The 20,573-nt window shown below is 54.3% G+C and carries 23 protein-coding genes and 1 tRNA gene; 8 read left to right on the plus strand and 16 right to left on the minus strand.

The window, feature by feature from the left end; translation table 11 throughout:
- Positions 1–235 precede the first annotated feature (235 nt).
- Positions 236–1,396, plus strand: a complete 1,161-nt coding sequence (locus tag SC127_RS01745; protein ID WP_332624941.1) for a pyridoxal phosphate-dependent aminotransferase — start codon at positions 236–238, stop codon at positions 1,394–1,396.
- Positions 1,384–2,154, plus strand: a complete 771-nt coding sequence (locus tag SC127_RS01750) for an amidohydrolase (protein WP_332624942.1) — start codon at positions 1,384–1,386, stop codon at positions 2,152–2,154. The genes SC127_RS01745 and SC127_RS01750 overlap by 13 nt, the downstream gene beginning before the upstream one ends.
- Positions 2,155–2,383: 229 nt before the next feature.
- On the opposite strand, the gene uraH is transcribed toward SC127_RS01750, so the two are convergent.
- The 9 genes from uraH to hpxU form a co-directional block, all read right to left on the minus strand.
- Positions 2,384–2,719 carry a hydroxyisourate hydrolase gene (uraH, locus tag SC127_RS01755; protein ID WP_215847530.1) on the minus strand — a complete coding sequence of 112 codons (336 nt, stop codon included), beginning with the start codon at positions 2,717–2,719 and terminating at the stop codon, positions 2,384–2,386.
- Positions 2,716–3,210 carry a 2-oxo-4-hydroxy-4-carboxy-5-ureidoimidazoline decarboxylase gene (uraD, locus tag SC127_RS01760; protein WP_215847531.1) on the minus strand — a complete coding sequence of 165 codons (495 nt, stop codon included), beginning with the start codon at positions 3,208–3,210 and terminating at the stop codon, positions 2,716–2,718. Before uraD ends, uraH begins: the two co-directional genes overlap by 4 nt.
- A 25-nt stretch (positions 3,211–3,235) precedes the next feature.
- Positions 3,236–4,492, minus strand: coding sequence for an allantoate amidohydrolase (gene hpxK / locus SC127_RS01765; RefSeq protein ID WP_332624943.1), 1,257 nt, complete (start codon positions 4,490–4,492; stop codon positions 3,236–3,238).
- A complete protein-coding gene (locus SC127_RS01770) occupies positions 4,489–5,724 on the minus strand; it encodes a pyridoxal-phosphate-dependent aminotransferase family protein (RefSeq protein WP_215847533.1) in 1,236 nt (411 codons plus the stop codon). The genes hpxK and SC127_RS01770 overlap by 4 nt, the downstream gene beginning before the upstream one ends.
- A 21-nt stretch (positions 5,725–5,745) precedes the next feature.
- A complete protein-coding gene (locus SC127_RS01775; RefSeq protein WP_243080084.1) occupies positions 5,746–6,477 on the minus strand; it encodes an amino acid ABC transporter ATP-binding protein in 732 nt (243 codons plus the stop codon).
- Positions 6,458–7,114, minus strand: a complete 657-nt coding sequence (locus SC127_RS01780) for an amino acid ABC transporter permease (RefSeq protein ID WP_243080097.1) — start codon at positions 7,112–7,114, stop codon at positions 6,458–6,460. Before SC127_RS01780 ends, SC127_RS01775 begins: the two co-directional genes overlap by 20 nt.
- A complete protein-coding gene (locus SC127_RS01785) occupies positions 7,114–7,779 on the minus strand; it encodes an amino acid ABC transporter permease (protein ID WP_243080085.1) in 666 nt (221 codons plus the stop codon). The genes SC127_RS01780 and SC127_RS01785 overlap by 1 nt, the downstream gene beginning before the upstream one ends.
- Before the next feature lie 10 nt (positions 7,780–7,789).
- On the minus strand, positions 7,790–8,575 hold the full coding sequence (locus SC127_RS01790) for a transporter substrate-binding domain-containing protein (protein ID WP_215847536.1): 786 nt from the start codon (positions 8,573–8,575) through the stop codon (positions 7,790–7,792).
- Positions 8,576–8,780: 205 nt separating this feature from the next.
- Entirely contained in the window at positions 8,781–9,620 is an 840-nt protein-coding gene (gene hpxU / locus SC127_RS01795) for a MurR/RpiR family transcriptional regulator HpxU (RefSeq protein ID WP_215847537.1), read from the minus strand.
- A gap of 142 nt (positions 9,621–9,762) precedes the next feature.
- On the opposite strand from hpxU, the gene SC127_RS01800 reads away from it, so the two are divergent.
- From SC127_RS01800 to hpxZ, 4 genes are read left to right on the plus strand one after another with little or no spacing between them, the layout of a single operon-like run.
- The gene (locus SC127_RS01800) at positions 9,763–11,349 is read left to right on the plus strand and encodes a gamma-glutamyltransferase family protein (protein ID WP_243080086.1); all 1,587 of its coding nucleotides are present in this window, start codon (positions 9,763–9,765) and stop codon (positions 11,347–11,349) included.
- Between the two features lie 12 nt (positions 11,350–11,361).
- A complete protein-coding gene (gene hpxX / locus SC127_RS01805; RefSeq protein ID WP_215848331.1) occupies positions 11,362–11,547 on the plus strand; it encodes an oxalurate catabolism protein HpxX in 186 nt (61 codons plus the stop codon).
- Positions 11,544–12,941 (plus strand): AtzE family amidohydrolase, encoded by a 1,398-nt coding sequence (locus SC127_RS01810; RefSeq protein WP_332624944.1) that lies wholly within the window; start codon positions 11,544–11,546, stop codon positions 12,939–12,941. The genes hpxX and SC127_RS01810 overlap by 4 nt, the downstream gene beginning before the upstream one ends.
- Positions 12,941–13,324: an oxalurate catabolism protein HpxZ gene (gene hpxZ, locus SC127_RS01815; protein WP_215847540.1), complete on the plus strand. Its 384-nt coding sequence runs from the start codon at positions 12,941–12,943 to the stop codon at positions 13,322–13,324. The genes SC127_RS01810 and hpxZ overlap by 1 nt, the downstream gene beginning before the upstream one ends.
- Positions 13,325–13,366: 42 nt before the next feature.
- On the opposite strand, the gene SC127_RS01820 is transcribed toward hpxZ, so the two are convergent.
- From SC127_RS01820 to SC127_RS01835, 4 genes are all read right to left on the minus strand, one after another.
- Positions 13,367–14,029 (minus strand): glycosyltransferase family 25 protein, encoded by a 663-nt coding sequence (locus SC127_RS01820; RefSeq protein WP_332624945.1) that lies wholly within the window; start codon positions 14,027–14,029, stop codon positions 13,367–13,369.
- A 108-nt stretch (positions 14,030–14,137) separates the two neighbouring features.
- Positions 14,138–15,097, minus strand: a complete 960-nt coding sequence (puuE, locus tag SC127_RS01825; RefSeq protein ID WP_215847542.1) for an allantoinase PuuE — start codon at positions 15,095–15,097, stop codon at positions 14,138–14,140.
- 34 nt (positions 15,098–15,131) lie between these two features.
- Positions 15,132–15,863: an allantoin racemase gene (gene hpxA, locus SC127_RS01830; protein ID WP_332624946.1), complete on the minus strand. Its 732-nt coding sequence runs from the start codon at positions 15,861–15,863 to the stop codon at positions 15,132–15,134.
- Entirely contained in the window at positions 15,860–16,582 is a 723-nt protein-coding gene (locus SC127_RS01835) for a GntR family transcriptional regulator (protein ID WP_215847544.1), read from the minus strand. The genes hpxA and SC127_RS01835 overlap by 4 nt, the downstream gene beginning before the upstream one ends.
- Before the next feature lie 146 nt (positions 16,583–16,728).
- Between SC127_RS01835 and SC127_RS01840 the strand changes: the two genes are divergently transcribed.
- Complete coding sequence (locus tag SC127_RS01840) at positions 16,729–18,225, plus strand: NCS1 family nucleobase:cation symporter-1 (protein WP_332624947.1); 1,497 nt, start codon at positions 16,729–16,731, stop codon at positions 18,223–18,225.
- Positions 18,226–18,373: 148 nt separating this feature from the next.
- Here the strand turns inward: SC127_RS01840 and SC127_RS01845 are convergent.
- Positions 18,374–18,450 (minus strand) — tRNA-Asp (locus SC127_RS01845).
- 134 nt (positions 18,451–18,584) lie between these two features.
- Positions 18,585–19,316 (minus strand): DNA polymerase III subunit epsilon, encoded by a 732-nt coding sequence (dnaQ, locus tag SC127_RS01850; RefSeq protein ID WP_215847546.1) that lies wholly within the window; start codon positions 19,314–19,316, stop codon positions 18,585–18,587.
- Positions 19,317–19,369: 53 nt separating this feature from the next.
- Between dnaQ and rnhA the strand changes: the two genes are divergently transcribed.
- A complete protein-coding gene (rnhA, locus tag SC127_RS01855; RefSeq protein WP_215847547.1) occupies positions 19,370–19,837 on the plus strand; it encodes a ribonuclease HI in 468 nt (155 codons plus the stop codon).
- Here the strand turns inward: rnhA and SC127_RS01860 are convergent.
- Entirely contained in the window at positions 19,822–20,556 is a 735-nt protein-coding gene (locus SC127_RS01860) for a class I SAM-dependent methyltransferase (RefSeq protein ID WP_215847548.1), read from the minus strand. The two genes, rnhA and SC127_RS01860, sit on opposite strands and share 16 nt — an antisense overlap.
- Between the last annotated feature and the right edge of the window lie 17 nt (positions 20,557–20,573).

A 20,573-nucleotide genomic window follows, 5' to 3' on the forward strand; every position in this document is an offset into this window, starting at 1 on the left:
GGATAGATATCCTAAATAATTCGGGTTGCAGGAAGGCGACAAACGCATGAACCCCCGGGAGCTTACTCAGGTAAGTGGCCGGGGTGAAATGCGAGCAGCCAACGCATCTGCAGCGCGAAGCATGACGGATATAGCCATCTAAGCGTCTTGATTGCCAAATACTAGCATCCTGTTTATAGTGACAACAACACAAGGTTACTCCGCAACGACATTCGCGCTTATAGGCCCAAGAACAATGACGCAGCACAACCTGATTCCTGAGAGCAAATTACCTGCCCTCGGCACCACCATTTTTACGCAAATGAGCGCGCTGGCGCAGCAGCACAACGCAATCAATCTTTCCCAGGGCTTTCCTGATTTTGATGGCCCGCGCTATTTGCAGGAACGTCTGGCGTATCATGTTAGCCAGGGCGCGAATCAGTATGCGCCAATGACCGGTACGCTGCCGCTGCGTGAAGCGATTGCCGCTAAAACCGCTGAGCTTTATGGCCACCAGCCAGACATCGACAGTGAGATTACCGTTACTGCAGGCGCGACCGAAGCGTTGTATGCATCGATCACCGCACTGGTGCGTCCAGGCGACGAAGTGATCTGCTTTGATCCCAGCTATGACAGCTACGCACCCGCGGTACAACTGGCGGGCGGCGTGTTGAAACGCATCGCCCTGCAACCGCCGGGTTTTCGCGTTGATTGGGCTGCATTCAACACGTTGCTCAGCGATAAAACCCGTTTGGTGATCCTGAATACACCGCACAACCCTTCCGCTACTGTGTGGCGCAAAAGTGATTATGCCGCGCTGTGGCAGGCGATTTCCGATCAAGAAATCTATGTGCTGAGCGACGAAGTTTACGAGCACATTTGCTTTGCCGAAGAAGGTCATGCCAGCGTGCTGGCGCATGCCGGGTTGCGTCAACGTGCGGTTGCCGTATCGTCATTTGGTAAAACCTTTCACATGACCGGCTGGAAAGTGGGTTATTGCATCGCACCTGCGGCTATCAGCGCTGAGATCCGCAAAGTGCACCAATACCTGACATTCTCCGTGAATACCCCTGCCCAACTCGCCATTGCCGATATGCTGCGTCAGGAACCTGAACACTATCGTGAACTGCCGGAGTTTTACCGTGCCCGCCGCGATCGTTTGATTCAGGCATTGAGCAAAAGCCGCTTTGAGGTGCTGCCCTGTGAAGGCACTTATTTCCTGCTCGCCGATTACAGCGCAATTTCTGATCTGGATGATGTGAGTTTCTGTCAATGGTTAACCAAAGAAGTGGGTGTCGCCGCGATTCCGTTATCGGTATTCTGTGCCGATCCATTCCCACACAAGCTAATTCGCCTCTGTTTTGCTAAACAAGAAGCGACGCTGGATGCCGCTGCGGAGCGTTTATGTCAGCTTTAAATATCACGGTTTTGCAGGAAACGCTGAGCTGGATGGATGGCGAAGCTAACCTACGCCATTTTGATCAGGTTCTGAAGGGTATTCATGGCCGGGATGTGATTCTGCTGCCTGAAATGTTTACCACCGGGTTTGCTATGGAAGCGGCGAAAAGCTCGCTGCCACAAGCGCAGGTGGTGGAATGGTTACACGGGCATGCACGTGCCACGGATGCGTTGGTTGGCGGCAGCGCGGCGATCCAAACTGAAAACGGTGCGGTGAACCGTTTTTTGCTAGTTGAGCCAAATGGTACGCTGCATCAGTATGACAAGCGTCATCTGTTCCGCATGGCCGATGAACATCACCATTATTTGCCGGGCGCAACCCGTGAGGTCTTCAGCTGGCGTGGCTGGCGTATCCTGCCACAAATCTGTTATGACCTGCGTTTCCCGGTCTTTTCCCGCAACCGCAATGATTACGATCTGGCGCTGTTTGTCGCGAACTGGCCTGCGCCGCGCGCGCTGCACTGGCAAGCGCTGTTATTAGCGCGGGCCATTGAGAATCAGGCTTATGTGGCGGGTTGTAATCGCGTAGGTAGCGATGGCAATCAGCATCAATACAGCGGTGATAGCCGGATTATTTCGCCGCAAGGAGAGATCATCAGCGCCGCCGAACCCTTTAAACCGGCGCGCCTCGATGCTGAGCTTTCACTGGATGAATTGAACGCCTACCGCGAACGCTTCCCGGCATGGCGCGATGCGGATGATTTTTCGCTGACGTGATGGGCTGCGCTTTTCCCGCCTCGCGCTGCTAAAGTGCGAGGTCTTTTGTCCCCCACCTCGCTCCTCTAAAGTGCGAGGTCTTTTGTCCCCCACCTCGGTCCTCCCCCATAAATGGGGGAGGAAGATGCTGCAATAGGCGAATTCGGTATCAACATGTGGCAGCGTCTCCTTCCCCCGCGATGCGGGGGAAGGCCGGGATGGGGGACAGCGCGCACCCACTAAGAGCCCCTCAACTTCCCCGATAAGTCGACCATGACCAAGGCGAAATCAAAAACGGCAGGTGGAAATGGCTGCCCGCCTCGGCAATGACAAAATCAATTTGGGCACTGACATACAGCGCATCGCGACCTGCAACCGCAAAGTAATCACCAATTTCGGCGGTCAGGCGATAATGTCCTGGCGATACCGGTTCTGGCGTTAAATCTTTCAGCCGCCCGTCGCTGTCAGTGACGCCTTCAGAAACGGGAAGCCATCCTTCCGGGCTATTTTGCTCCAGTGAAATCGCCACGCCGATTGCCGGTTTGCCCAGCGCGGTATCAAGAATGTGAGTAGTAATGGTGCTCATGCCATGCTCTCCTTAAGACGTAACAAGGTGATTTCTCGCAGTTGATCCAGCGCTTCCTGCTGCTCGCTTTGCGGGTCATTGCCCAGACGACGCTGTAACTCTGCCAGCATCTCTTCGCCGCTACGCCCTTTTGCGCGAATCAAAAATACCCGACCAAAGCGGGCTTCGTAGCGCTGATTGCCTTGCAACATCGCCTGTTGCAACGTGTTATCAGCCTGCTGCATCGCAGATTGCTCGCCACGCGACAGCGAAGCCTCTTTACTCGCGCCACTTACCCGATCGCCAATACGCGGATGTGCAGAGAGTGCCTGCTGAAGATCGGTGCCCTGCCATTGACGCGCCAATCGATCGCCCTCGGCGAGCAGCGCGTCGAGCGACGTATAAGGGCGCGCTGCTGCCAGCGCCTGTTGCCAGGCGGGAATCGCCACGCAATGAGCAATTGAAGCGATAGCATCATCAGCGGAAAGCTGATTAAAAACGGCTAATTCCATGCTTCTCTCCCTTTAATGAATCCGTTCAGCGATTCTGTTCTGCAATATGACAGATCGCCTGCAAATAGGCCTGAACGGCGGGTGCCACATCCTCAGCCATAACCGATTCAGCCGGATGATGACTGATGCCACGATCGTTGCGCACAAACAACATCCCAACCGGCCAGCGTTCGGCAATCGCGATGGCATCATGTCCCGCGCCGCTCGGCAGCGACACACTTCGGCCCTGCACGGTTTCTACCGCGTGGCTCAAAGCCTGCTGCAACAGTGGATCGCAGGCCGTTGCCGCAATGCGATAATACTCATGGGATTCGAAACGCAAACCACGACGCAGCGCGATCGCTTCAGCTTGCGTCAACAGCGTCGACAGCAAGGCTTCCAGCGGATCGTCTTGTGGCCCGCGTACATCCAGCGACAAATCGACTTCGCCAGGAATAACATTCACCGCGCCGGGCGCGCAACTTAAGGTACCCACGGTGGCCACCAGTTGCGGGTCCTGTTCGCGCGTGGTGTGTTCGATAAACACCATCCATTCGGCAGCAGCGGCCAGCGCATCTTTGCGATGCGTCATCGGCACCGTGCCCGCGTGACCCGCTTCGCCGGTGAAGCGGCAATTCAGGCGACGTGCACCATTAATGGCGGTGACCACGCCGAGCGCCAGGTTCTCTTGCTCCAGACAAGGCCCCTGTTCGATATGCAATTCCAGATAGGCCACGATCTCGTTAACATCTCGCGCTGCGCGATGGATTTGGGTGCTGTCGAGTCCGACGTCGCTCATCGCCTGTGCCACGGTAATGCCGTTGCCATCGGGATGGGTTACCCAGCTTTCCGGCCAGGTGCCGGTAATGCCGCGGCTGCCTAACAGCGTAATGCCGAAACGCGTACCCTCCTCGTCGCCAAAACCTATAATCTCAATCGCCAGCGGCAAGCGTTGCTGACGTTCATGCAGCCATTGCACGGTTTCAATGGCGGTTAAAACGCCAAGCATCCCGTCGTAGCGGCCCGCGTTGCGTACCGTATCAAGATGCGAACCCAACAACAGCGCAGGTGCGCCCACATCAACGGCTTCGTAACGTCCACAGATATTGCCGACGGCATCTTGCCAAACCTGCATACCGGCGGCTTTCATCCATTCACCCACGCAGGCATTAGCGCGTAAATGCTCTGGTGACAGATAAACTCGGGTTAATCCGTCGGCCGACTCGCTGATCTCTGCCAGCGCGTCACAGCGCGTCATCACGCGCAGCGCGGCGGTTTGCGCTTCGCTGGCGTTCATTTTCATGCATGGCTCCCGTAGTGATCCCACGCCGCTTGTGAAGCCGCACCTTGCGGGGTGCGATAACCCAGATGCGTTAACACGCTTTCCAGCGCAGACAGCGTTTGCATCACGCAATCTTTTCGTGCGTTGTAACCCATAGTGCCGATACGCCAGACTTTGCCGTGCAGCGGGCCAAACGAGGTACCGATTTCGATAGCGAAATCGTCCAGCATCAGTTTGCGTACCTGATCGCCATTAACGCCCTGCGGAATCACCACGCCCAATACGTTATTCATTTTGTGTTTCAGGTCGCCGAAGGTTTCCAGTCCCATGCCCTGAATCCCTTTCAACATCGCTTCGCCATGCAGTTGGTGGCGCGCAATGCCGTTATCCAGTCCTTCCTGCAGGATCAAACGCGCGCATTCCCGGGCGCCAAACAGCGCGGTGGTCGCTTCAGTGTGGTGATTCAGGCGCTCGGGTCCCCAGTAATCCATCACCATGCCGAGATCGAAATAGTTGGAGTAGATCATCTCGTCGTCGCCATCCTGATGCGCGTCAGTGCGAATCCCCTCTTCCACACATTTGCGTTTGCGGATCACGGCTTCCATTTCGGCGCTCAGCGTAATCGGCGAGGTGCCAGACGGGCCGCCAAGGCACTTTTGCATGCCAGCAGAAACCGCGTCCAACCCCCACGCATCGGTTTCCAGCGCGTTGCCGGCCAGCGAAGCGGTGGCATCGGTATAGAACAGCACGCCGTACTTTTTACAGATAGCTCCCAACTCCGCCAGCGGTTGCAGCATGGTGGTGGACGTGTCGCCCTGTACCGTCAACAGCAGGCGCGGCTTCACGCGTTTAATGGCATCTTCCACCTGATCGGGCGTAAAGACTTCGCCCCACGGCACCTCAATGGTGTGCACTTCAGCGCGACAGCGGCGAGCAATCTCACACAGCAAATGACCAAAACGTCCAAATACCGGCACCAACACTTTGTCGCCTGGACGAATTGCCGACAGCAGAATCGCTTCGATACCGGCGCGTGAAGTGCCATCAACCAGCATCGTCCAGCGGTTTTCAGTACGAAACACGCCACGATAGAGCGCCATCACTTCATTCATGTAATGCGTCATGGCGGGATCGTACTGACCCAGCAACTGGCTCGACATCGCACGCAGTACGCGTGGATCGGCGTTGATCGGCCCCGGCCCCATCAGCAGGCGTTGAGGGGGATTAAGTTGTGAGAATTGGGTGATATCCATGGTGAATTCCTTGTTAGACACTTAGAGGCGGACTGAGGAGATAAACTGCTTCAGCTCTGGTGTTTGCGGATTCGCGAACAGCGTTTTACTGTCGCCCTGCTCCCAGACGCGCCCCTGATGCATAAAGACCACACGATCGCCCACGTCGCGGGCGAAGTTCATTTCATGCGTAACGAGAATCAGCGTCATGCCTTCTGCCGCCAGCTTTTCTAATACCTTCAGCACTTCGCCAACCAATTCAGGATCGAGCGCCGAGGTGATCTCGTCACAGAGTAAAACTTTGGGCGTCATCGCCAGCGCACGGGCAATCGCCACGCGCTGCTGCTGGCCGCCGGAAAGGCTGGAAGGATAGTAGTTCAGTCGTTCGCCGAGGCCGACTTTATCCAGCATCTGCGCCGCCAGTTCACGGCACTCGGCTTCACCCTTTTTCAGCACGCGGCGCGGCGCCAGCATGACGTTTTCCAGCGCCGTCATGTGCGGAAACAGATTGAAGTTCTGAAACACCATCCCAACCGAACGGCTGATTTCACGCGCCTGTGACTCACGATCGGTGATGGTCATTCCGCCCAGCTTAATACTGCCTTCCTGATAACCTTCAAGGCCATTCATGCAGCGTAACAGCGTACTTTTTCCCGATCCGCTGCGACCAATAATGGAGATGACTTCACCCATATCGACATCCAGATCGACGCCTTTCAGCACATGGTTTGTGCCGTAATATTTCTGCACCTGATTAATGGTGATGAGCGGCATTGAATTTTTTCTCCAGATACTGGCTGTAGCGAGACAGCGGATAACACATCAGGAAGTAGCCCAGTGCCACCAACCCGAATACTTTAAATGGCTGATAGGTCACGTTATTTAAAATCGTGCCCGCTTTAGTCAGCTCAATGAAACCGATGATGGAAGCCAGCGCGGTGCCTTTGATGACCTGCACGGCAAAGCCCACGGTGGGCGCGATGGCGATACGAATCGCCTGCGGTGTAATGACTCGCATCAGTGTTTGACCGAAATTGAGTCCCAGGCAGCGCGACGCTTCCCATTGGCCTTTGGGTAGCGCATTAATGCTGCCGTACCAGATATCGACCAGGAAGGCGCTGGTATAGAGCGTTAAAGCAACCGACGCCGCGGTCCAGGGTGCAACATCAATCCCGAACATCCCGACGCCGAAAAAAGCCAGAAACAGCTGCATCAGCAGCGGCGTGCCCTGAAACAGTTCGGTGTAAGCGCGAACCGCACGCGACAGCCATTTGCGTTTCAGCAAGCGCATAAACAGCAGCGGAAGCGTGACGACCGTACCGCCAAAAAACGCCACCAGCGATAATAAAATGGTCCAGCGCGCCGCCAGCAGTAAGTTGCGCACGATGTCCCAATCGGTAAAGCTCGTCATCATGCCTGCACTCCAAACCATTTGCGGCCAATGCCCAGCAGCAGCTGACGCATGGCAATGGACAACGCCAGATAGATCAGCGTGGTCACCAGATAGACTTCAAAGCTCAAAAAGGTGCGAGACTGAATCAGGTTGGCAGCAAACGTCAGTTCTTCATAGGAAACCTGTGACACCACTGACGATCCCAGCATCACGATGATGCATTGGCTGACCAGCGCGGGGTAAATACGCTGCAGCGACGGCGGCAGCACCACGCGCAGAAATGTCTGGCTGCGGGTTAATCCCAATACGCGTCCCGCTTCCCATTGCCCTTTAGGTGTCACCTGAATGCCGGCGCGAATAATTTCGGTGCTGTACGCGCCAAGGTTAATTAGCATCGCCAGCAGCGCAGCTTCACCCGCAGTGAGTTTCAGCCCGAGATTGGGTAAACCGAATACGATAAAAAAGAGTTGCACCACGAACGGCGTATTGCGGATCAGTTCGACGTACACGCCCCAGATGCGACTCAACGCGCTCGGTTTGCCGCTGCGTAACGCCGCGCCAAAGATACCGAGGCCGACACCGCCGACAGTAGCGAGCACCGTCAGCTGAATGGTGATCCAGAGGCCGGAGAGCAATTCCGGCCAATACGGCCACAATGCGGGAAAGTTAAGTTGCCCGATCATTGTTTCGTCCTTATGCGCCGAGGTTGGCAGGCAGCGGTGCTTTCAACCACTCTTGCGACAGTTTGTTCAACGTGCCATCTTTGATGCCCTGCTCAATCAGCGCATTCATCTTATCTTTCAGCGCCGGCTCATTTTTCTTCAGACCGATAAAGCACGGTGAATCTTTCAACATGAACTGGGCAACGGGCGCTTTCGCCGGGTTCTGACGAGTGATCGCAGCCACCACTAAGTTACCGGTCGCGACGTATTGAACCTGACCCGAAAGATAAGCTGACAGCGTGGTGTTGTTATCTTCATAACGTTTTACCTGCGCATCTTTTGGCGCGACATCGCTCAACACCATATCTTCAACTGCTCCGCGCGTTACGCCAACAGACTTACCGCTCAGCGCCGCCGCGTCTTTCACCTCTTCACCTTTTGGCCCAAACACGCCCAGGAAGAACGGCGCATAGGCACGCGTAAAGTCGATGACCTTTTCACGCTCAGCGTTTTTACCCATGCTGGAGATCACCAGATCGACTTTATCGGTCTGAAGATAAGGCACGCGGTTAGCGCTGGTGACGGGCACCAACTGCAACTTAAGTTTCATCTGTTTAGCCAGATACTTCGCCATGTCGATGTCATAACCTTGCGGCTGCAAGTCAGTGCCAACCGATCCAAACGGCGGGAAGTCCTGAGGTACCGCAACGCGAAGGACGCCGCGCTTTTGAATATCCTGCAGTTGATCAGCCAGCGCACTGCCTGCTTGTGCCATCAGTAATGCCGCTGTCGCCACTGCCATCAAAACTTTTTTCATTATGCACCCCAGTGAATTAACGTGAAAGATTTACGTGAAACAAAAGATTCTTGATAAAGCAATTTGCAACTAATGTGCCAACCAGCATTATCTGGAGAAACGCGTTATTTATTCGAGGCATTAGGAGATTGACGGCGTAACAATCGCGCTTAAACCGTCAAGAGGAGATGAACCAAAAAGAGGCAAAGCACCAAAATGATGCCTGTTAGCGGTGCTCCAACTCGTCAAATTGCTGATAAAGATCGGCAATATGGTGAATACGTTGACGCCCATGAGATAACATTTCGTGTAATAACGCATTCGCCAGCAAATTAATCAGGCTCATCGCTGAAGCATAGCTGTCAAAGGCAGAAACGCTGTCGAGGGGCGCGCAGAGTTGCCAGCGTGCCAGTGAAATCACCGTCTGCGCCTGGGGTTCACACAAAGCCAGTTGCGGCACGCCAGCGCTTTGCAACTGCTGCATCAGCGGACGAATAATGCGCGTGCGACGACGAAACGCCATCACCACCACCATGTCATCCGGGGTGATATCAACCAACTCTTCCGCCAGCGTTTGGCCTGGTTGCGGCAGAATATGCACCTGCGGACGCGCCTGCATTAGCTGTTGACGCAGGTGCAAAGCAACCGGATAAGCGTTGCGCATTCCAATGATAAAAATGCGTTTTGCCTGTGCTAACTGCTGAATGACTTCACTGAACTGCTGTGCATCAATGTTGTTAACCCACTGTGTCAGATTCGCCATTTCCTGCTTGTAGTGGCGCGACAACAGGGTGTTGCCCTGCACCGCATCGCGGTTGTCGGTAAGCGGCATGCCACTTTGGCGCAGGGTACGCAATTCATCGCGCATATCTTTGTATTTTTCATAGCCCAAACGTTTAAACAGGCGGCTGACGGTGGCTTTCGACACGCCACTCAGCCGCGCCAGCTCAGCGCTGTTGTAGCTGATGAGATCATCAAAGTGATCAAAGACAAAGTCAGCAATGCGCTGTTCCTGCGGCGAAAGCTGGGGATAGTGGCTTCTGAGCCGTTCATCAAGCTGTTTCATTATTCATCCTGTAACTTTCGTTTCAGATCAAGCTAGCATATTTTGCGCCAGGTTCGCTTCATCCCTTTGTCACCTTAGTGAAAACTGGAACAGCTCTTGCTTTAGTTTCTCTACTGTTACCCGAAAGCAAAACGAGAAACGAATGATTCAGAGCAATATGGCCCCGCTGGGCATGGCGGTTACACCGCATCATCTGGCCAGTGAAAGCGCGCTGGCGGTACTGCGCGAAGGCGGCAACGCCATTGAAGCGATGGTGGCGGCAGCCTCTACCATTGCGGTGGTTTATCCGCACATGAATGGCTTAGGCGGTGATGGTTTTTGGTTAGTGATGCCGCCACAAGGCGACCCGATTGCCATTGATGCCAGCGGCTCAGCCGGTTCCCTCGCCCACTTCGATTTCTATCACAATGAACCGCATATTCCCCATCGCGGCCCTAAAGCAGCGCTGACCGTAGCGGGCACCGTCAGCGGCTGGCAGGAAGCGTTAACGCTTTCCGGCGAACTGGGCGGCACGCCGCTTCCGTTGGCACGGCTACTGCGTGATGCCCTTCGGTATGCTGCCGACGGCATTCCAGTGACGGCTTCTCAGGCTGCGGCAACCGAAGCTAAGCGCGCTGAATTGCAGCATCAGCCCGGTTTTGCCGCGACGTTTTTACCGGATGGCGATGTTCCGCAAGCGGGCAGCCGTTTTACTCAGCCAGCACTGGCGCAAACGCTGAGCCAGTTAGCTGAGGAAGGGCTCGACAGCTTTTATCGCGGCAATTTGTCGCATCATCTGGCACGTGAACTGTCCGCGCTCGGCATGCCGATTACCCTTGAAGACTTGCAACAACAGCGTGCCCGGCGCTGCACGCCGCTGCATATCGCCCACAGCGAAGGTGATATCTGGAATATGACACCACCGACTCAAGGCATGGTTTCGCTGGCAATTCTTGGCATTACCGATCGGCTGCAGATGGCGAAAGCGGATGAAGCGCAAACCGTGCACCGCATCGTTGAGGCCACTAAAAAAGCCTTTGCGCTGCGCGACAAGCATATTACCGATCCGCGCCACATCACCGAAGATCTGCAAGCGTTGCTCGACAGCGATCACCTCGCCACGCTTGCCAGCCAAATAGAGGATGATCGTGCTGCGCCGTGGGGAACCGGTCGCGGTCCCGGCGATACGGTGTGGATGGGCGTCATGGACAGCAGCGGCCTTGCGGTCTCCTTTATTCAAAGCATCTATCACGAATTTGGTAGCGGCGTGGTGCTGCCCGGCACCGGGATCACCTGGCAAAACCGCGGCGCGGCTTTCAGCCTCGATCCTGAACATTTGCTGGCGCTGGCACCGGGCAAACAACCCTTCCACACCCTTAACCCGGCGGCAGCGCGACTGAAAGATGGCCGCGTGATGGTTTACGGCTCAATGGGCGGCGATGGGCAACCCCAAACGCAGGCCGCAATTTTTACGCGTCACGTGATTCAGGGCATGCCGCTACAGCAAGCGGTGAGCGCGCCGCGCTGGTTGCTGGGCCGCACATGGGGGCAATCTTCTGACTCGCTCAAGCTGGAAGGCCGCTTCTCCATCGAAACGCTGGAACGTTTGCGTCAGTTGGGCCACGACGTTGAGCTGCTGCCAGATTTCAGTGAAGCGGTCGGCCATGCTGGTGCGATTGTGCGACACAACAACGGCATGTTTGAAGGCGCGAGCGATCCGCGCAGCAACGGCAGCGCCGCAGGTTTTTAACCGGAGAGAATGATGAATCAGAACATCGACTGGGCGATCTATATCGCGCAAATGGAACAGATACTGAATGTCGAGCTGGATGAGGCGCGTCGCGCTGAGCTGCTGACGCAGATGACACGTATTGCTGGCATGGCGGCACCGCTGATGGCGTTTCCACTCGACGATCGTCTGGAAGTGGCAGGAGTGTACAAAGCATGAAACTGAGTGAACTCTCGATTCATTCGCTGCATCAGGCGATTCAAAACGGCAATATCAGCGCGCATGACGTTGCCACCGACACGCTGCAGGCGATTGAGCAACACAATCCAGCACTCAACGCCTGGACTGAAGTCACCGGGCAACGCATGTTAAAAGAAGCTGAGCAGGTGGATAATCAGCGCCAGCGCGGTGAAGTCCTGGCGCCACTGGCGGGTATTCCTTACGCGGTAAAAAACCTGTTTGACGTTGCAGGCCATAGCACCTTAGCGGGTGCCCGCTTGTTCAGTGAACGGCCTGCCGCACGCGAAGATGCCTGGGCGGTTAACCGACTGCGTGAATCGGGCGCGCTGCTTTCCGGCATGCTGAATATGGATGCCTACGCTTATGGTTTTACCACTGAAAACAGCCATTACGGCGCGACGCATAATCCGCGCGATCTTTCTCGCGTAGCCGGCGGATCGTCCGGCGGTTCTGCGGCGGCGGTCGCGGCAGGTTTAGTGCACTTCTCGCTTGGTACGGACACCAACGGATCGATTCGCGTTCCCGCTTCATTGTGCGGTATCTTCGGCCTGAAACCGACGTTTGGGCGCTTATCGCGCAGCGGCACTCATCCGTTTGTTGCCAGCCTTGATCATATTGGTCCATTTGCCCGACGCGTGGACGATTTGGCGCTCGTTTATGACCTGCTGCAAGGCCACGACAGCCGTGATGCCTTTCAGGCAGATCGCCCGGTTGCGCCCACTTTTCCAGCGTTAGCCCAGGGCGACAACGGCTTGCGCTGCGGCGTATTGGGTGGCTTTTTCTCAACCTGGTGTGATGAAGATGCACGCACTGCTCTGGCTGTGGCGGCTCATGCCTTGCAGGCCAACCAGGAAGTGGAGATGCCAGAAGCCGAACTGGCGCGTTCAGCAGCGTTCATCATGACCGCATCGGAAGGCGGTAATCACTATTTGCCTGCGCTGCGCCAGATGCCGGAACAGTTTGAACCCAACTCGCGTGAGCGTTTGCTGGCTGGCGCGATGATGCCTGGCGCGTGGTATGTTCAGGCGCAGCGTTTCCGCCGCTATTTCCAGCAACAGGTGCTGACGCTGTTTGACCATTTCGATGTATTGATTGCGCCCGCCACGCCGTGCAGCGCGATAGCCATTGGTCAGGAAAGTATTCACATTAATGGGCAGGATCTGCCAGCTAAAGCCAGTATGGGAATGCTAACGCAGCCGATTTCGTTTTTGGGCTTGCCGGTCTGTACCGTACCGCTGGCAACGAAAAGCGGTTTGCCGATTGGACTCCAGCTTATCGCCGCGCCGTTTAAAGAAGAGGCTGCGCTGCGCGCTGCCTATGCGCTCGAGCAGCAAGGATTAACCCTGCCACAAATGAGTATCACAGGTGCCTGATGAAATCTGAATATATTGATCGCCCCATGATTGTTGCCGAAGTGACAGAGGCTTTTTACCGCTATGAACAAGCACTGATCGGTAACGATATTGACGTACTGGACGAACTGTTTTGGCATGATGCACGCACCGTGCGGCTGGGTGCCGGTGAGAATTTGTATGGGATTGATGAGATTCGTGCCTTCCGGGCTGCGCGCCCTTCTGCCGGGCTGAATCGTACGCTGCATAATACGGTGATCACCACGTTTGGCGAAGATTATGCGGTGTGCAGCACCGAGTTTACCCGCGAAGGTAGCGAGAAGATCGGTCGCCAGCAGCAAACCTGGGTGAAGTTGCCGTGCGGCTGGCGCATCGTGGCGGCTCAGGTCAGTTTAATGAGTTGATGTGATTGAAGCAGGCAACATGCCGGCTTTACATCGTCACGTTTAAACCAACTTACTCAGCGGTTTATAAAACAGGTGCCGGTAATCCATGGCACCTTTTTCAATATCGCTTCTGCCGGGACGTTGATAGCCAAGATTGGGAAACAGGCCAAGCCAGATATCACGCTGCATTAATGGCATCCAGTGTACATCCAGCGCGTAATGATGCTGAGCACCGCCCAACAGCAGTTGCTCGATACTTTCACTGATATTTTCAATCAAAACAGGTAAGTAGCTGGCGTTAACTATATAGGCGCAGGCGCAAAAAGCGCGATGGGCTTTAATGAGGTAATCCGCGCTTTTAAACGGCGTGACCTGCACATAGTTTGCCGTCAGAAAGGCGACGTGCCAGTTAATTTGTGTTAACGCGGCAAAGAATTTATTCAGCCGATGAGCACTGGCGCTGTCGTGATGAAATGCCATGTCATCTTCCAGAATCAGCACATTTTTCCACTGTTGCTGCTGCGCGAGTTGCAGCACCTGTAAATGCGATTGGGCGCAGCCGATATAGCCAGGCTGATAAGCTATCGCCTCAAAGCGGGTAATTTTTTCCTGCGGTACACCCAATTTTTTGAGTTCACGACGCATGTTCACTCGACGATCGTTACGCTCGGCTAAATTGATGTAGACGACCTGATCGATCAGATCCCAGTTAATTTCAGACATCTCTTCGTCATCCTAAAGTGGCTACTGACGTCAGGCGGCACAAACGGAGCGGATCTGAAATTTCAGGAGGAGAAATGAGTTCCAGTTTGGCGCTGGAACTCATTGCGATTATGCGGAAGGTGCCGGGTGTTTTTTCACCCAATGATCGGCGATTTGCTGGCGGGTACAAATCCAGACTTTTTTGTGCTGCTGAATATGGTCGAGGAAATTTTGCAACGCGCGGAATTTGCCTGGACGCCCCAACAAACGGCAATGCATACCAATCGACATCATCTTCGGCGCAGTTTCCCCCTCTTCATACAGCACATCAAAGGTGTCACGCAGGTAGGTGAAGAATTGTTCGGCAGTGTTAAAACCCTGCGGTGAGGCAAAGCGCATATCGTTGCATTCCAGCGTATAGGGAATAATCAGATGCGGCTTCACCGTGCCATCCTGACAGGTTACTTGCGTCCAGAACGGCAAATCATCGCCGTAATAATCGCTGTCGTAAGTGAATCCGCCCTGCTCAACCACCAGGCGGCGCGTATTCGGGCTGTCGCGTCCGGTGTACCAACCGGTAGGCGCTTTACCGAACAGTTCGCTCAGCACATCTACCGCTTGCTGCATGTGCTGACGTTCTGTTTTTGCATCCATGCCTTGATAGTGAAGCCAGCGCCAGCCGTGACTGACGACATCGTAATCGGCTTTTTTGATCGCCTCGACAATTTCAGGGTGACGCGCCAACGCCATCGCCACGCCAAAAACCGTCAGCGGCAAACCACGCTTTTGAAATTCGTTGTGGATGCGCCAGAACCCGGCACGCGATCCATATTCATAAAGCGATTCCATCGACATGTGACGATCTGGATAACTGGCGGCACCGATGATGTCTGAAAGAAACTGTTCAGAGCCCGCATCGCCATGCAATACGCTGTTCTCTGCGCCCTCTTCATAATTCAGGACAAACTGCACTGCGACGCGCGCGCCTTTTGGCCAGGCTGCATGGGGCGGATTTGCGCCGTAGCCCACCATGTCGCGTGGGTAGTTTTTATTAAAGCTGTATTCTTTCTTCTCTACACCTTCAGTCATTGCTTGCTTCCCGTTGTAAAAGTGCAACATCTCGTTAGTTTAGGTGCTGAAAGGCACCTGAGAGAGGTTTCTGCAAAGGATAAGCCAAATCACCGTGCTTGCTGGTGCCAAAGCCCAGCGCCAACAGCGACTCGACCATTTTCACCGCTGCGCTCACACCATCAATCACCGGCATGCCTAATTCCCGGGTCAACGAGGCGGCTAAGGTCGCCATGCCGCCGCACCCTAAAACGATCGCGCCGCTACCATCTTCACGTTTCGCCTGTATACAGCGTTCACGCACCTTTTCCTGCGCCAGGCCACTGCCATCTTCCAGCGCCAGCACCGGCAAATCGATGGCATGGAGCGCAGCGCAGTGATGCGTAAAGCCATATTGCTGCAACAGATGCCGGGCAATCACCAGCGTGCGTGGCAGCGTCGTAACGATAGAAAAGCGCGTCGCCACCAGCGTGGCGGTGTGCATTGCCGCCTCGGCAATCCCAATCACCGGACCGCTGGCCAATTCACGCGCCGCCAGTAAACCGGGATCGCCAAAACAGGCGATGACATGGCCGCTTACGCCTTGTGCTTTACCCAGTTTGATTTGCTCCAGCACCCCAATCGCGGCAATCGCTTCATCAAAATGCCCTTCAATCGACGGCACGCCGTGGACGGGTGAAACCGCCAGAATTTCGGTGCCGGGCGCGGCAACAGCGCGCGCCGCCAAACCCATGGTTTCGGTCATCGCCATGCTGGTATTGGGATTGATCACCTGAATCAGGCTCATGATGACGCTCCTTTATGACGGGAAAATAAACGTGAAAAATCGGGCAGCGTTTCGCCGCTCCGCTCAAAGTGAAGGCTGGAAACGATGTGATCAAAGTGATGCTGTAGTGCCTTGCTCAGCGGCTGCAATTTACGATCGCGCAGTAATTGCAGTAAACGATCGTGATCGTCACAGCGACAGCCTCGCTGCCACGGCGCGCCATAAGCGGCAATCACCAGAGAAGATCGCTGCGTCAGGCGCGTCACCATCTCGGTTAATACCTGATTCCCGGAGATCGCCTGCAGTTGAATATGAAAGGCGGCAGACAGGCGGATCGCCGCAGAACCGTCGCGATCCTCGTGTGCCTGTTTTTCTTGTTCGATTAAACCGCTGAGCGCCACCAGATGCGGCGGTTGCAGATGATCCAGTACCGCGGGCAAGTTGGCGCACTCCATTAAACTGCGAGTACGAAAGATATCGCGCGCCTCGTCAACGCCTGGGGTTGCGACATGTGCACCGCGTTTGGGCGTCAGGGTGATCATTTGCACCGCGGCGAGGCGTTGTAACACCTTGCGAATGCCCGTGCGGCTAACGCCAAAAACCTCTGAAAGCGCTTCTTCTGGCAATTTACTGCCTGGCGGTAGTTGATGTTCAACGATGGCGTTCATCAACGCCTGATAGATAGGTTCATCTTTATCATGCAGATCGGCGGCCGTTCTCTGGCCTGTTTCACTCTTCATTACCCGCTCCGGTAAGTCTCTGTGTGCAAACTATCGTATACGTGAAAAAGAAATTTTGTATACAAGAAAACAAATTTGGCCTGGATCCTGCAATACCGTTTCACGCTGTAATTAATTTTCATCGTATCAACAGAGGAGCAGGTTTCATGCCAAATCATACAACGGTGGCCAGCAAGGCCTCTGAAGCCAATGCACATTACAGCCCAAGGCTGTGTAATGAAGACCTGGCACCGACGCGCGATCAAAACTGGTCGTGGTACAACATTTTCTCTTTCTGGATGTCAGATGTGCACAGCATGGGCGGCTATGTTGTGGCGGCGAGTTTCTTTACGCTGGGCTTAGCCAGCTGGCAGGTTTTACTCTGCCTGCTGGTCGGGATTTGCATTGTGCAGATCTGCGCAAATCTGGTGGCAAAACCGAGTCAAATGGCAGGCGTTCCCTATGCAGTGATTTGCCGTCAGGCGTTTGGCGTGTTTGGTGCCAATATTCCTGCAGTGATTCGCGGTTTGATCGCCTTTGCCTGGTACGGCATTCAGACTTATCTCGCCGCTAATGCCTTAATGCTGGTGCTGCTGAAATTCTTCCCTGGGCTTTCGCCGATGACGCAATCAAGCTGGCTCGGCTTATCCCTGCTGGGCTGGTGCTGCTTTGGCGTGATGTGGTTATTACAGGCGATGGTGTTTTGGCATGGCATGAGCGCCATTAAACGCTTTATTGACGTGGCGGGCCCGGCGGTATACGTGGTGATGGTGGCGTTAGCAGGTTGGATTGTATACAAAACAGGTTTCGATGGGATTTCACTGACGCTTGCCAGCAAGCAGCTGACAACCGGTGAACAGAGCTGGCAGATGCTCACCGCCACTGCGCTGGTGGTCTCCTATTTCTCCGGCCCTTTGCTTAACTTTGGCGATTTTTCACGCTATGGAAAAAGCATGGGCGAAATTCGTCGTGGCAACCGCTGGGGCTTACCGTTTAACTTCCTGCTGTTTTCTATTGTCACGGTGGTGATTGTTTCTGGAACGCAGTCGCTGTTTGGCAGAATGATTACCGATCCGATTGAAACCGTGAGCATGGTGGGTAACGATCTCGCGGTCGCTATTGGCTTGCTAACCATGATCACCGCGACAATTGGCATCAATATCGTGGCGAACTTTGTCTCTCCGGCTTTCGACTTTTCCAACTGCTCACCGCAAAAAATCAGCTTCCGTACCGGCGGCATGATCGCGGCAGTAGGCTCTGTTTTGTTAACGCCATGGAACCTGTTTCAATCACCTGAACTGATTCACTACACACTGGATGTGCTGGGTTCGTTTATTGGGCCGCTGTTCGGCATTCTGTTAGTCGATTTTTATGTGATTAAACGCAGCCGTATCTATGTTGATGAGCTGTTTAACGATACGCCGCAAGGTCGCTATTGGTACCGCGGAGGATTTAACCCGAAAGCGATTGCAGCGCTGCTGCCTTCAGTAGGGATTTGTCTGGTGATCAGCTTTATTCCTTCTCTGCACGCCGTCGCGAATTTCAGCTGGTTTATTGGTGTGGCTTTGGGCGGCGGTTGCTACCGTTATCTGGCGCGTGCCGATCGTGAAGTAGATGAGAAAATGGCTGATTACCGTGGTAGCGTCGCGGTGCAGAAAGAGTGATTTGAGGTAGGGAGTGAATGCGCTTTTTTTGTGCTCGCTCTCCTGCCTGCTTTTAGGGAAGTGAGCAAAATGCCGATTCGCCACCGCCTATCCAAAAGCTAAAAAGCAAAAAGCCGATTCATTTCTGAATCGGCTTCTTTAAATAGATTGGCGGAACGGACGGGGCTCGAACCCGCGACCCCCTGCGTGACAGGCAGGTATTCTAACCAACTGAACTACCGCTCCGCGCTTTGTTCCCCGTCGAGAACGAGGCGCATAGTAATAGCAGCTAAATCCGCCGTCAACGCTTTTTCTTTCATAGCTTATCGTTTGCTGTTTTTTTCATCTGGACGGTGTTTTCCTCAACAAAATCACCCGGTTCACCCGCGCCACAGACAGCTGCCGCCCTTCTTCATCACTAAGTCGAGACGTGATTCGTGCGCCACCACTTCTTCTTCGTTGGCAGAAACCACACGCAGTGCCGACGCTGGACGCACAATGCGCTGGATGCCGCCTTCCTGGTTTTGCTGCGACTTGTCCCCTTCCATGGAAAATGTCAGTGAGGTTTGGCCGCCGGTCATGGTGAGGAAGACTTCAGCAAGGATCTCGGCATCAAGCAATGCGCCGTGCAGCGTTCGTTTGCTGTTATCTATTTCATAGCGCGAACACAACGCATCCAAACTGTTGCGCTTGCCAGGAAACATTCTGCGCGCCATCGCGAGACTGTCGGTGATCTTGCAAAACGTTTCCGTTTTCTCGATTCCCCGCTGCAGCTTGCTGAACTCGTAATCCATGAAGCCGATATCAAACGAGGCGTTATGAATGACTAATTCAGCGCCACGAATGTAATCCAGAAACTCGTCAGCGATTTCGCTGAAGCTGGGCTTGTCCGCCAGAAATTCATCTGCAATACCATGCACGCCAAAGGCTTCGGGATCCACCAGCCGATCGGGCTTCAAATAGAGATGAAAGTTATTGCCGGTCAGGCGACGGTTGATCACTTCCACCGCACCGATTTCAATGATGCGGTGACCCTCATAATGAACCCCGATCATGTTCATGCCGGTGGTTTCTGTATCGAGTACGATCTGGCGGTTATTTGCAGTGCTCATAGGACCTGTTTTATGTCAGACTTGGCGTTTTGTCAGAAGGAAGTCTACCAGAGATGCGCAAACAGGTAGAAATATTCACCGATGGATCTTGCCTTGGTAATCCCGGCCCAGGCGGTTACGGCGCCATTTTACGCTATGGTCAACATGAGAAAACGTTCAGCGCGGGCTATCGCCTGACCACCAATAATCGCATGGAGTTGATGGCTGCGATTGTTTCGTTGGAAGCACTGACTCAGCCTTGCAATGTGGTGCTAAGCACCGACAGCCAGTATGTACGTCAGGGCATTACCAGTTGGATTCATAACTGGAAAAAGCGTGGCTGGAAAACGGCAGATAAGAAACCTGTCAAGAACGTCGATCTTTGGAAACGTCTCGATACCGCACTCAGTACCCACAAAATTGAGTGGGAATGGGTTAAAGGTCACGCCGGGCATCCTGAGAATGAGCGCTGCGATGAACTGGCTCGCAGCGCTGCAGGCAACCCCGCTTTTGAGGATATCGGTTATCAGCCTGAATCTTGATCTTTTGCCTGACGAAACTGACGCGTGGCGTTAACCGTTTGACGCACCTGCGATTTGCTCAGGCTCTTTTTGGCTTTGGTTGGCGTTAGCGGGAAAGTCCGCTTACGCGCCACCACAATATTCAGACAACCCAGCGCCGGTAAATGGGCGCTGATCAGCTTGCCGCCCTGCCGATGCCACGGCAAAACCTGAAAGCGCGTGCGGAAAACGACTTCATAATTCAGCAAGCCTAGCCAGTCGAGTAAACGCATCTGACTGAACATCCGGCCACTCCACGGCGCTTTTCGGTGAACCATCGGCACAAACTTACTGATGCCGAGTAAGCTAAACGGATTGAAGCCGCTGATAATCATCCAACCATCATCGATTAATACCCGATCAACTTCGCGCAATACACGATGAGGATCTTGATTCCACGCCAGCGTATGCGCCAGCAAACAGGCATCAACGGATTTAGATTCAAACGGTAATTGCGAAGGATCTGCCCGTACCTGTAACAGGTCACCTTCACTGCCCACATTAACCTGATGCGAGATAGCGCAGTTTTCGGTATTGATTTCTGCACTCAGGTTGCCAAGCTTAAGCATATGAAAGCCATAAAGCTTTCCGAGATAAGGTTGAAGTTGCTGCGTTAGCGCGTCGCGAAAATATTCTCCCCATGGCATGTCTTGCCAGGAGTGCGGCGCGGTCAGAATTTGGCGTGTTTTAGCGGGCTTCATGCTTTACCATCTTCCTT

Origin of the sequence: Pantoea sp. T14, from assembly GCF_036663535.1 — a bacterium.
Lineage (GTDB): Bacteria > Pseudomonadota > Gammaproteobacteria > Enterobacterales > Enterobacteriaceae > Pantoea > Pantoea phytostimulans.